A 13764-nucleotide genomic window follows, 5' to 3' on the forward strand; every position below is an offset into this window, starting at 1 on the left:
ATAAACTTGTCATAATTTTTAATAATCACCAAAACTCTTTAAATCTACACTTCTTTGATAAATATTTTTACAAACCTATTGAAAAGACTTTTAAATTTCCGAAGGGCAAAAATATTGTTATGATAATTTTGCTTTTTCAAAGAATGTGGACTTGAAAAAGTATTCCTTCCAATAAATCCTCCTACCCAATGTAATAGTAAAGTAGGCGACCTTGAACATGATGTGGAAGACCTTCCGTTATGTCCATTAGATGCCTCTCCATTTAAAACTAGAGGTATTTGCAATGGCAAAAATAGAAACTTAAGATTCAAATTTACTTCCTCCAATGTCTAGGGATAAAAAAGCTAAATGCTATCATACATGTGAAAATCCTTGTACTAACAAAAAGTGGTCGTATGACTTACTTCTATATCGATAAAGATTTTAAACTTTATCCTAGTTTTCAAAGAAATTCTAAAGAATGAAACACTGAATACTCTGTTCAATTTCATATTGAAAGAACTCTTTCATCATTAAAATATAACCCACGCATTGAATCACCAAGAACATTAAACACTACAACTATACGGTATCTGTATCTAACAGCCATTTCAAAACTTATAAATGCTATACTAGCTTATTCATTAAATAAACCAAAGTACATCAGAAGTATTATTAAACTTCTTAAAATAGCCACTTAAATATCTTATCAACAATATGTATATAAAAATAGCGTTCACGATACTCTGCATTACCTTTCCTAAAGAATTTTCTTGTATGCACATTTTTATTCTTTTCTAAAATTTATTCATAGTTTTTTATTTTGTCATTTTACAATCCCATAAAATATTCATTTTATAGATTTTACTCTTGCCTTTTCAACAATATATGAATGAGTAAATCTTATACTTTAAAATATTAATTAAATACATAATATTTACTCCAAAATTTTCTTCAAATTAATTTTTTACCCAAATGTTTTTACTAGACACATAAATCTTTCCATCTATAATTCCATAAGCTCTCAACCAATATATATCTTGATTAATTATTGGATTAGTAATATCTACATTAACATTATATGAAAAAATCTCATTTGGTTTTAAAATGAACTCAACTCTTGCATTTTCAAATTTGATACCAAAAGCCTTAGAATTTACTTGCGCTAATTCTAGCACACCTCTAATAGTTTTTTTTGTAGTATTTTTTATAAACAATTCTTGTTCATATTTATATCCTTTTTGTAATTTACTTTCACCCAAAATACATATTTTAAGTTCATCAGAATCATTATCAAAAATATGTCCACAATTAGGACATATTGTTATTTCTCTAATGATATGCTCATTAAATAGGTGTCTTATTCTTTGTATATTTGTATCTTCATTACATATATAGCATTTACCTTGCATTCTATAATCTGTCGTAATAAATTCTTCTTCATTATTTTCTGTGAAGCTATACCATCCATTATTAGTTATACTACTTAATCTTTCTACAATAGAATTCTGAATATTACTGGAAATATTGTAAAATTCTTGCTTCTTTTTCATGAACTTTTTCCTATATTGAAGATTATAAAGTGAATTGTTTTTATACTTTATTAAACTTTTAGCTACAAAGTTTACGTCATTTATTAAGTTTTTTATCGGTTGCGTCGGGATATTTATATAATTTAAATTCTCTATATTCGTAATAAATTTATTTTCTAAAAATAAATTGTCTTCTTCAAAATTAACTACTATCTCAAACTCCTCCGGTAATTTTTCACTAGAGTAAATAAATATTGATAATTCTTTATTGACTTCATCAGGATAAATATTATAAAAAACAGGACATTTACTTTTACTACCAATGTAGTCTATCACAAATTGTTTAACTAAATATTTTTTATATATTAACGAATCACCTATAGATATGTTTACAAAACTAGATTCGTTGTTTAATACTTCAATTCTCATTCCATTATTATCTGTATATGTATTTATCCGCACTTTGTCATCTATAAATTCCTCATCATACAACCTATAACTTGGATCCCCTATTATTTTAAAACACGGAAAATCTTTTTCTTGTGCTCTTATGCAACTATTAACAATATTGCACGCTTCCCCTAATGATTTACCAACTTTAATTAGATAATTAAATAAATAGTTCACCCATGTGTTTGTTCCTTTTACCAATGAACTTCCTACATATGCAATTGAGTAACCGTCTAGAGCATTTAATGAAATAGAGTATTCTATTTCTACTAAAGCTTTTGATATTTTCAATGTAGAGCATGAATTTGAAAAGATAATAGGAGATTTAATTTTAGAAGCATCTATTACATTAGGTCCATTAAACTTTTTTCTATAACATAATCCATCAGTGCTACATCCAGGTAACAAAGATTCATTTTCAACTTTATGTTTATATTTATTACTTTTTCCACATATAACAGCATCGCTCAAATGAATACAACAATCCCTTCCATGAGCTACAATATTAAATACTCCTATTATTTCCTTATTATTTGCTTCAAAAGTATCTAAACTACATTTAGAATCTATAATTAATTTTTCACCACCTATTTCCCTATGAATTAAGTTGTCAACACTATTGTAAATGACGTAACTATTGAATTTATTAAGGTTATATAAATCTGTTTTTATGACCAAATTAAGAGTTTCGTTGAAATTTCTTCCAGTCATAATTCCATAACTTGCTTTTGAAAAATTTTTTCTCATTGAATTTATACTGCTAACAATATTTTCTATGGTGTTTATGAAACTATAAGTGAAAATCTCAGGATTTCCAAAAAACACTAAATATTTAAAGCTTTTTTTATCAATCTTATCTAGATCGCTAATATCATCTAAGATAAATAGTGGGACCTTATTTAATATGGAGTATAGTAATGCTGGAATAATAAATTTTTCATTATCAAAGCATATAACTACTTTATCCATTTTAAAATATTCGGTATTTAATAAATTTTGGCTCCCAATATTACAGAAAGCATTATAATCATCTTGAAAAGATGTTTCACTTTCTGTAATTCTATCTAAATATATTTTTTTTCCATTTGTCATAATATCTTTTTTATCGTTGTCATCGTTATTTAAATTCTCAATATTCGCAAAATCATCATAATTAATAATACTTATTTTATGTTTGGATATATCTTCGAATATACTTACATCAACATTAGTTCTATAAAATGGATATATTTTTTTCTTCGTATTATCATCTATAACATACTTTAAAACACTTGATATCTCATCAATATTATTGCATTTTATAAATTTTATCTCATTCATCAATATAACCTTCTCTAAATTTTTAATTAGGAGTTATTATTTTTAATAACTCCTAATTAAATACTTGTTATTTTATCATTCTAGACTCTACATAATACTTCTTTTCATTAGCTTCACCCATAGAAAATGTTTTTCTTGGTAGTTTTCCATCATTAATAACTGTTTTAAATAAACTGCTTTTTTCTATTGATGGTAAAATAATTCCAGCATTATTTTTCACCCTTGCTAATTTTATTGTCTCTTCTTCTCCATGTATATAATCAACGTCTGCTTTTAAATTGTTTTTTATAAAATTTTGTATAAAATCTTCAACTATTGTTACAATAAGAGATTCTTCCATATTATTTATTCTCAATACTTTATTATAATTATTAGTAGTAAAGATAAATTCATTAGAATTGATTTTATCCTCGGAAATATTTCTGATATCTTCTACATCTGTAGAATTAAACTCAACATTCCTATTTTCTAAATATTTCAATAAATTTTTATATAAATTTTCCTCATCAATATTAAATATTACTCTATGTATAGGCGATAGTTTTAATCCACTATCATGTAAATTGACAACTTCCACTAATGCATATCTTGAAGGATGATCTAATAGATTTTCATTTATGCTATTTTTCTTAATATTTTCCCAATGTAATTTTGCAGTTGCTAATGAATGATTTCCATCTCCTACTGCAAACAATAATACATCTTCTTCTGTATTATATTTTTTCTTAAATACCTCTTCAGTTGCTAATTCTGAAAAACCTTCGATAATTTTATCTATAACTTTGCTATTTTGAACACTGTATCCTTTTAAGTTTCCTCCACCTTTCATTAAATCAAAATCATAAAGTTTTTCTAAGGAATTCAAATTATCACTAATTATAGAAAAAATACTATCTTTCGGGTCATCTATTAACAACATTATATGCGGTATTTCAATTGAAGCATTTTTTCTTATTTTTACTCTTGGCGGAAGTCTTTCAATAATAGTATCCTCTGTAGCTCTTATCAATGATTTCGAACCTTTTTGAAACTCATATTTTTCTAAATCAACCGACAATATAAGTCCCTTTCTTTTCCCAGACTCTTTTGTAGTTCTTTCAGTATAGATAAAGCCTGGTTTTTGCCTTTCTAAAATATTTTTTTGCAAATATTCTTCCATTGTGTCATTAATAATTTGTATTCTTTTTTCAATATCTTCTTCATTTTGTTTCAAAAAAACCTCTGGAAAAATTAAATTTAATGTAGAAACTTCATCATTAACAATTTTCTCCACTTCACTCCAGTAATCTGGTTGTGAAGTAAATTGATCACACGCTACAATAGCCCATTTAAAATAATCAACTTGATTGTATGGTAATAAGATTTCAGGAATTTTGATTCCAATATTTTTCATTATTTTTGCCTCCTAAAATTTATTTTTTGTACGTTATTATTCTAACATAAGCTACCATAAACTTATACAAATTCTCCAAGTTTTATATTTGTGTAAATTTCAGTATTTACAAAGTTTTTATAATAATTTTTTCCAACATTGAATCTTGCTACCAATCTATTGATTTGTTTACAAAGATACTCTTGTAATTCTTTATCATCATAAATATCAGATTCAGCTATTTTAGGAATCCAAAAAATTAATCCCATAATATTTATTTTCAATGCAACAAAAAATGATTGGAATTCAGCACAATTAGGCAAGTACTTCCTGTCAATATCTTTTAAATAACTCAAAATGAACTTTTTATAATTTGTACTTAAATTAATTTTAGTTTTAGGGGAAATTCCATTTATTATATTTTCTTTACTTATTGAATTTAATTCATCACCAAATCTCATGCTTGCTGCTACTCCTAAATCAAACCTTATGCTGCTCCATCTACTTAATTCAAAATCAATATATCCATCAATTTTTTCCAAGTTAAATTTGTTAGGTTTAAAAAATGAATTATTAGGACTCATATCTGAATATTGTAGTATTAAATTTTTATTAAAAAATTTCTTTTGCTCACTTATTATTTCTATTAAAAACTCCTCAATTCTTTTTTCCCATATAGAATAAGTGTGCACTAATTTAGGATATTTGGTGTTATATGATTTTATTTGATTGCTAACTAATTGAAAATACTCGAGATTTTTTTCTGCATTACATAAGTTGTATAAATTTATAAACTCATTCTGTAAGAAATATTTATTTTTTATTCGTTCAATTACAAAACTTCTATCTAATTCTATTTGTAAGAATGATTTAATCACGTCCATATCATTCTCAGTAATAAAATTTACAATTTCATCGAATGAATACTTATAAAAACAGTTATCCCATTTAGCTTGTAAATGACCAAATTCTTCTGCAACCCCATCTTTATATTGAAAGTGTTCCCATTCACTCCAATCTAAACAGTCTCCTTGAATTCCTTTGCTAATACTCCATATTTCTTTTTCTTTTGTTTTATACTCAAAAAAACTTGATCCTGTTTTCGTAGATAAGGGTATATCGGTAAGTAACCCATTATTATTACAAACAGTTTTTATGGCAATTTGTAATAATAAACTTTCATATTCTTCATTCACCAAAATTGCACTATACTTACGTGCTGCAAAAAAATCAACGCTACCATTGCTAACAAATTTAAACAATATAGTTCTATTCTTAGACCCATTGCATTCCCAACACTCACTTACAGATCCTTTGATACCAAACTTCAACATCATTATATCTTCTAGAATTTTTTTATACATAATCGGTTATCTCCTATAAAGTGATTTACGCAAGAAATGTTTATTTGGAAATTTTTAATTTTATATTTTTAATAGCATACATAAATAATTCTTCTATTTCATTAAATCCATAATTATATTCCTTTTGAGGGTCCTTTAACAAATTAATATCTCTGTTTATAAACATTACATGTCCTGCCCCTCTCTCTGATTTACTAGAAAACTCAACCTTATCCCCCTTATTGTCATAAATAGTAAAATCAGCTAAATACTTTTGAGATATATTTTTTAGTTCATCATAACCAACCACTTCTTCTAACACGCCAGTTTCCTCAGACCACACATTTAGCATTATAGCTGGATTAAGATATATATTTTTTTCATTGCTTATAATTCCACACGCTTGATTGCATAGGTATGAAATCGAATCAAAACCTGTTGCTTCATACCAAAAAGTTTGCATATATGCTCCACCAAATCTTGATGCTCCTTCTAAAAGAGTAGCTCTCACAGGTACATTATTATAAATTATATCTGCTTCATTTACTGAAACCTTCTCTAGCCTAAACTCATAATGTATACAACCATACTTTAGTCCGAAAGCATCTGTTATTTTTTGAGCTTTAATTTTGATGATCTCTTGAAACTCTCTAGATAACTTAGTTGTCCTCCACATATATTCTCTTCCATCCTTATCATCAGGTATCAATTTATCAGTAATACCATATACATGTAGTTGACCTTCATTTAAGACTCCATCAACGCTTAACTCATGGACACTAAACAATTGCTTAAGCATATCATCTTCACATATATAAGTATTTAGCAACTCTTCAATTACCATATAATAATTTTCTACATTAAAGCCAAACAATTCATTGCAAAGAGGATCTTTCAATGCAAATTCCCATGATCCCAAATAGAATTCATTCCATGTTTTTCTCAAATCATCTATGGATGTAATTTTAGTGCAAAACATACTCCCTGTACCTATAGGCGGTTTTAAAAATGCCTTTTTATTTTTATCTAAAAACTCTTCCTTTACTATCTTTTCAGCCATCTCTAAATTATATATTTTATAGCATTTAGGGGCGTATATATCACTACTATATAATGCTTCTCTCATCATCCACTTATTTCTTGTAATTAAGCCTGAAGAAATACTATTTCCTCTTAGATTATAAATATCACATATTCTATTTGTAATTGGAACTTCGTCTTCACCAAATGATACAGCCCCTAATAGTTGAACAAAATTATTTTTTAGATATTCATCCAAGTTTTTAAATAAACTTTCTTGATTCTCAAAATCTGATACCAATACTTCATCTACATAATTTGCCACGTAATCTTCAGATTTATTGGCTAGAAGCATTACTTTTACCCCTGACTTTTTTCTCCATTCTGATAATAATTTCAGATTTCCTTTTTTTGATCTATTATGATAATATACACAAATTAACACTTGATTTTTTAACATAGCTATTCCTCCAACTATAAATTAGATTTTAATTAGCCAAATTAATTGCATATTTGCATTTAACTCTCTAAATTACATTTTAAATACTCTACATAGAGTTTTATATTTTCATAAAATTTACTATTTAAATTATATTTATCGTATATTAAAATTTTATAGATATTGTCTTTTTCATATCCCAAAACTAAAAATCCTAACCTATATTTATTGGCAATTCTTTCATACAATTCTATTAATTTAAACTTTATTGCAAAATTAAAAGTGACAAAAGGTGTTTCTGTAGGCAATTTAAATATCTCTGTGAATAGTTGATGAACTGTCAACGTTATTAAACATGAACCACTAATTCTTAAATTAGCCTCTAACAAGCATACATCAAACTCATTACTTTCTTTTAAATATCCTGCAAATCCTTCTAATGATATAATAAAATCTTCTTTCAATTTATCGAATAATGATTTACATAAACTCAATAGTGGTTGTTCTAGTTTTTCTATAATTCTACCTTTTAGATTTTTCTCCATATTACCCCAGGCAAATCCATTACCTATATCTTTTTTATCACTAATATTAATTATTACAGGCAAAAATTTTTTTGAAACATCATTGGTATTTATTACTCCTACTTGTATATTGAAATGATTCATATTTTCACTATTAAATTTTGTTCCTATATCTTGTGCTATTTCTAATTCAAAACTGTTATCAATTATACAATTAGGTCTAACTAAATTATTATAAGATTTATTTATTATGTTGATTTTTTCAAAATCTTTAATTATTTTTTCTACATCATCCTTAACATTTAGCTTTAATACAGTACTTCCACTTGTTCCATCTAGTTTAAGCCAATATTCCACTCCTATTTTTCTAATTAATTTATCGAATGATTTCTTTTCATCTTTTTTAAATACATTCCCAAGTGGAATTAGACTTTCATTAAATATTCCACTTTCTTTAATATTATACAAAAAATTTCTTGGACTAAATTTTATTAATTTAGAATTTACATAAATATTTATGCTATTCTTTTTAAGAACATCATGATATTTTGTATAAAAAGGAGTAAAATATTTATAATTCGATAGTATTTTTCTTAGTTCGTCAGGACTTATTAAAGTTATTTTTCCATCTAAAAAATCACTCAATTTAGTCATTGATAAATCTATATTATTATTCAATGAGTAAGCTATAGCTTGGACTACATTTCCTGATTTACTCCAATGTATATTTTTCAAATCATTTATTACGTATATCTTATTTATATCTTCTAAACTTAAAATGTTTTTTTCTATCCATAAATTTAATATACCTATTTGACCTTCTAACGCACTATTACTCACCAGTGATATGTTGTTACCCTTTGTAACTAACAATGATAATACTTGCAAATAATAATTATATCTCATATCTATTTCTTTTATATTTAAACTATCATTTTCATTTTTGATATCTAGGAAATTATCTGAATAGACATCTCCTAAAAATGACCAGTCCAATGCAAATTTCGCTTTATCATTAAATATTTTCAGCAACATAGATTTTCCATTTAGAAATTCTTCTTTTGCCTTTTTAAATGCCTCTATATCACTTTTAGAAATTTCACCTTTTTTTAAAATTTCATCTCTGCAACTTATTATAATTTTTTCTGATGCCATATTTTTATTTAAATCTTCAACTATCTCATCTAAAGATACATAACTCTTCATCTTTTTATCTTCCCTTTCACAACTGTTGGAATTATGCTGAGTTATTATTTCATATGTCAAATTTCATCGAAACGCAGTTAGAATCTACCTGTTACCAAGAATGATTGCACTTTCCTCTTGTTGTCAATCCGCAGAAGTTTACTGTATCTATCAAGGATAATTCTTGCCACTACATTGCTATGTTCTTGACTGATATAGAAAACTTCTTCAAGTACTAAAATCTACTGAGAAATAATCACTTATACTATTTATCCAAGTAACCTATGTTATTTTCTAATGAAAATTTATAAAAATATTTTGCTATAGCAACATCATAAATAGCCATTCCCATTGGATTAAACATAATTAACTCTGAATCTTTATAATCTTTTAAACAATTATTGCACACTACATCAACAATACTTTTAGTCATTTCTTTTAATAAGCCTTTTTCCTTACTAAAATTTTCTATATCAGTATTCTCTCTACACACTTCTTCCCAATCATCAACTATTATAGAGTTTTTCACCTGTTCATAAACATCCGTTTTGAAATCTCGTAGTGAAACATTTAGTATTAATGAGCCTTTTTTAGGGGGTAAATTTATATATGATTTATCTGCAACAGTGCATGTTATAAATATGTCCGAGTCTTTATAAACTTCCTCCCAACTATCACATACCTTTAATTTTTCATCATTTTCAATTTCACTATTTGAATTGTTTTTAAATTTTATATCATAAATACATATTTTTTTAATTTTTTCCCCTAGTATCTCTTTGCACATTTTATAGTGAGTTTGTCCTATCGGTCCCCAACCTATAATTCCAACATTTACATCTTTTAAATGCCTAACTTTATCAAAATATTTTATTAGCGTACCACTAACTGATGCTGTTCTAAACATACTGATTAAGGCAGTATTTATAATTGCTTCAGGCTCTCCAGTCTTAATGTCATTCAGAACAATTACACTATGAGCTCTTGGGATTCCAAAATTAATATTTTTAGGAAAACTTGCAATCCACTTAATTCCTGATGATTGTATATTACCTCCAACATATGCCGGCATAGCTATAATCCTATTACTCATATCATTAAATCTTAAGTAAGGTTTTATAGGTTGTACAGTTTCATTATTGTTAATAGCATCTGTAGCTTCCTCTATGCAATTTATTAATTCGTTCCAATTAAAATTAATACTCGAAATATCTTTTTCATTTAAATATAGCATTACTATCACTCCTCGGAAATTTTATAAATCATGTCAAAATATCTATCCCCTCTGTCTGCAAAGACTGCTACAACATTGGGAACACCGTCAATTTTATATTTTAAAAAATATTGATGAATGGCTTGATATACTGAACCAGATGATCCACCTGCAAAAATACAATACCTTTTTAGCAGCTCATTGCACATATTTATCGAGTCTTCTTCACTAACTATAACCACTTCATCTATGATAGATTCTTCTAATACAGGTGGTCTTATGCTTGAACCTATTCCTGGTATCTTTCTATTACATTCCTCTTGCCCAAAAACTTTTGATCCAATAACATCAACAGCTATAACTTTCGATTCTGGATATTTTTCTTTTACAGCCTTTGATATTCCAGTTATTGTTCCCCCAGAACTTACCCCTATAAATATGTAATCAACCTTTAGGCTTTCACATATTTCATAACCTATTGTTTCTTTGTAACAATCAGCATTTAAACTATTAGCATACTGATTAATCCAATAGGAATTCGGTGTTCTGTCAATTATTTCTTTGACCTTCTGTAAACGTGATTTAAGATACCCTCCACTTTCATCAGCATTAGTAACTTTTATAAGTTTTGCTCCTTGTGATGATATTAGCAATTCATTTATTGGTAATATCTTAGGGTCTATTACACATATAAATTTAAGTCCCAATTCTTTGCAATATGAAGCTAGAGCAATACCAAAGTTTCCTGATGAAGATTCAACAATTGTTGTTTCTTTATTTATAATTCCATTCTCAAGTAAATTTTTTAATATTTTAGATGCTGCTCTGTCTTTTATACTTCCAGTAGGATTAAATCCCTCAAGCTTTGCAAATATATTTGCATTAATTTCTTCATTATTTAGTTTTACTAATGGTGTATTACCAACATTATTTATATATCTGCTTATGTAACTCATATTTCCTCCTATTTTGTTGTTTTTAGTGTTAACCGTATTATAACTATCTATATGTAATTAATATACTCCTATTGATTTATAATTAATAATTAGATATTATTTACAATACACCTCAAATTAATAACATTGTTAGTATTTTAATCAAATATTAACAATGTTATTAATTTAAATAAGATATTAACACTTATTCTTTTTTATGTCAATATATATGTATATATATCATATTTTCTAAGTATTATATAACATTAAAATTTTAATATATTCTGAATAATATACAATTTATTTAAAATATATTATCTAATACTTTGTTTATTTTCTATTCGTGTGGTCTAAAACCATCGACTTAATACGGTGTCTTTTGGAATTAAAATAAACTATCCATACTTATTTATATGAAAGATGATTAGTATGGAAGAATACAATAAAGGAAGTCATAAAGTATATGATATAAAGCTAGATTAAAGAGTACCTTAAGCACAACTGCCCCACCTCTTTAACCTAGCTTCTTTCTTTTATCTATTTATAAAAAGACTTCGGATACCCCTCCCAATACCTTCAAAACCAGTTATAGTACTAGCAAGCAAAGTCTTAATATCAACCACCTTATCTCTCCCTGTGTAATCTATCTTTTCGCAGATAAATACAAGATCAAGGCAATGGATTAAGACTCGTTTAGGTGCACTAGCTAGATTTTCGCCTGCTCATTGTACGGACTTGCGACAACTTGGAATATTTTTTTAAATTCCACCTTAAATCTTTATCAGGAACTATATAAAAATCTACCTAAAGAAACTATTGCAGAAAAAATAATTAAACTTAGAAAAACTCATAACTTGTTTAGCTGATATCTTGGGTTACATTTGGATACTATTATTGGATGGGAAAAAAGAGTGTTTCCTAAACCTGAGAATGTTAAGCTTTTATGTGAGATGTTTTCTATTCCTATGTGGTATTTTCATGAATATTATTCTATATACTATAGTAGGTATAAAGATAAGATCAGAGGATGGAAGGATAGAAATAAGTATTCTTATTCTAGGCTGCTGATATTTTAGGGGTATCTCATTCTGAGTTTGCTCGGTTACTTAGTGGTAAGATTAGGCTTTCTTATGATATGTATTTGAAGTTAAAAATATTGGATGTATTTTAAATATTAAATAACTTTAGCATTAATAGTACTAGAGAATCATCGTATCTAAAAAACAGATATCACTTCGGCAATCCTATATGAATTGATAAGTAATATCTGTTTTATCTCTTTTCTACTAATGTTAGCTGATATTTCTTGTGTTATTAATTATATGGTTATTCCACAGAAAGTATTCTTAACAAAGAATTAGGTAATTTTTATTGTAATAGAATAAGACAGGCACCTTAAATCCTATAGTGGAAATATATTTACAGCTTATTGCGGTTTAATCATCGTATAGATTAAGTAAAATTTTCAATTAGCAACTTTATTACATAACAAATTTTTTATAAATTAACTTTTTATCTTGCAAACAGGGTACTCTTCCAATTTAGTATTAAGTGTTTTGAAAAGTTCACTTGTAGTTGAAGTTCCTGAAGTTTCTGATGCTGTATCATTAAGAATCTCATCTAAATTATTATTACATTCAGTATACTGTACTTGTTGTGCTTTATCTAAAAATGCTTTAAACTTTAAATAATCTTGATTTTTTTCCTCTAATACCGATGCCTTTAGCATGCTAACATATGTCTCAAAATTAAAATTAAAAGTTAATTGTCGTACTTTTGAACAATCACTTGTAAATTCTGTCTGACTAGTATTAATTGAAATGTAATAATATTTAACTTTAGGGATGTAAATAAAGTTAGATTCATCTATCGGCACACCTTCATGGCACTGAGCCATTAACGCTAGTTGATAATTCTTACTAGTTTGATCCCAACAATTTTTCAGTGTTTGTCCTACACCTTGGATAAACTTTGTAGCATCATTTGTAATAGAGTTAGGAATTTCAGCAGCATCAAAAATTTGCTTAAATACGTCTACACTAAAACTCTTAATATTCTGTGTATTGCTATATGTTTCACTTGTAATTTTAAATCCTGAAAATCCACCTGCATCAACTAACATCTCTTCCATGTAATGTGTTACACTCCTATCCCATTGGGTACTAGGATATGCATCTCCTGGCAATACTTTTGCTGGATTTTTTGTCAAATATCTATATGTCTTATTTCTTAGTGTAGCATAAAAGCTACATACATTATCGCATAACTGTCTGCCTACCTTATATTGATTACAATTATTTATAAAAGAGCTTGACAAATTTAGAAATGAAATTAATCCATCAGAATCTTGAAAATTACTTTGTGTATTCTGAACCTCATCACTAGCAAATACCACCTTTTCACCTAAGATTAACTCTAACTCAGTGTTTGAGTTTAACATAATATATTCCTC

At 26.8% G+C, this 13764-nt stretch carries 8 protein-coding genes and 1 pseudogene; all 9 read right to left on the reverse strand.

All coding sequences use genetic code 11. The features are described from left to right. Positions 1-938: 938 nt before the first annotated feature. The 9 genes and pseudogenes from CLOCEL_RS15745 to CLOCEL_RS15780 all read right to left on the reverse strand — a co-directional run bounded on the left by CLOCEL_RS15745 (position 939) and on the right by CLOCEL_RS15780 (position 13752). Positions 939-3281 carry a hypothetical protein gene (locus tag CLOCEL_RS15745; protein WP_010073211.1) on the reverse strand — a complete coding sequence of 781 codons (2343 nt, stop codon included), beginning with the start codon at positions 3279-3281 and terminating at the stop codon, positions 939-941. 67 nt (positions 3282-3348) lie between these two features. Continuing rightward, the gene (locus tag CLOCEL_RS15750) at positions 3349-4674 is read right to left on the reverse strand and encodes a DUF1015 domain-containing protein (protein ID WP_010073212.1); all 1326 of its coding nucleotides are present in this window, start codon (positions 4672-4674) and stop codon (positions 3349-3351) included. A gap of 62 nt (positions 4675-4736) precedes the next feature. Then, the gene (locus tag CLOCEL_RS15755; RefSeq protein WP_010073213.1) at positions 4737-6017 is read right to left on the reverse strand and encodes a hypothetical protein; all 1281 of its coding nucleotides are present in this window, start codon (positions 6015-6017) and stop codon (positions 4737-4739) included. A gap of 40 nt (positions 6018-6057) precedes the next feature. Then, entirely contained in the window at positions 6058-7476 is a 1419-nt protein-coding gene (locus tag CLOCEL_RS15760; RefSeq protein ID WP_010073214.1) for an ATP-grasp domain-containing protein, read from the reverse strand. A gap of 59 nt (positions 7477-7535) precedes the next feature. Further along, positions 7536-9185 carry a hypothetical protein gene (locus CLOCEL_RS15765; protein WP_010073215.1) on the reverse strand — a complete coding sequence of 550 codons (1650 nt, stop codon included), beginning with the start codon at positions 9183-9185 and terminating at the stop codon, positions 7536-7538. Positions 9186-9429: 244 nt separating this feature from the next. Beyond that, entirely contained in the window at positions 9430-10398 is a 969-nt protein-coding gene (locus CLOCEL_RS15770; protein ID WP_010073216.1) for an ornithine cyclodeaminase, read from the reverse strand. 5 nt (positions 10399-10403) lie between these two features. Then, a complete protein-coding gene (gene sbnA / locus CLOCEL_RS15775; RefSeq protein WP_010073217.1) occupies positions 10404-11333 on the reverse strand; it encodes a 2,3-diaminopropionate biosynthesis protein SbnA in 930 nt (309 codons plus the stop codon). A 512-nt stretch (positions 11334-11845) separates the two neighbouring features. Beyond that, positions 11846-12034, reverse strand: a pseudogene (locus CLOCEL_RS22400) (sporulation peptidase YabG); the annotation flags it as partial. A gap of 782 nt (positions 12035-12816) precedes the next feature. Continuing rightward, entirely contained in the window at positions 12817-13752 is a 936-nt protein-coding gene (locus tag CLOCEL_RS15780) for a hypothetical protein (RefSeq protein ID WP_010073218.1), read from the reverse strand. Positions 13753-13764 lie beyond the last annotated feature (12 nt).

The organism is Clostridium cellulovorans 743B (assembly GCF_000145275.1).
GTDB lineage: Bacteria > Bacillota > Clostridia > Clostridiales > Clostridiaceae > Clostridium_K > Clostridium_K cellulovorans.

Coding starts and splice junctions, on each gene's coding strand:
- CLOCEL_RS15745 (WP_010073211.1), bottom strand. CDS start 3,281: ATGAATGAGATAAAATTTATAAAATGCAATAATATTGATGAGATATCA.
- CLOCEL_RS15750 (WP_010073212.1), bottom strand. CDS start 4,674: ATGAAAAATATTGGAATCAAAATTCCTGAAATCTTATTACCATACAAT.
- CLOCEL_RS15755 (WP_010073213.1), bottom strand. CDS start 6,017: ATGTATAAAAAAATTCTAGAAGATATAATGATGTTGAAGTTTGGTATC.
- CLOCEL_RS15760 (WP_010073214.1), bottom strand. CDS start 7,476: ATGTTAAAAAATCAAGTGTTAATTTGTGTATATTATCATAATAGATCA.
- CLOCEL_RS15765 (WP_010073215.1), bottom strand. CDS start 9,185: ATGAAGAGTTATGTATCTTTAGATGAGATAGTTGAAGATTTAAATAAA.
- CLOCEL_RS15770 (WP_010073216.1), bottom strand. CDS start 10,398: ATGCTATATTTAAATGAAAAAGATATTTCGAGTATTAATTTTAATTGG.
- sbnA (WP_010073217.1), bottom strand. CDS start 11,333: ATGAGTTACATAAGCAGATATATAAATAATGTTGGTAATACACCATTA.
- CLOCEL_RS15780 (WP_010073218.1), bottom strand. CDS start 13,752: ATGTTAAACTCAAACACTGAGTTAGAGTTAATCTTAGGTGAAAAGGTG.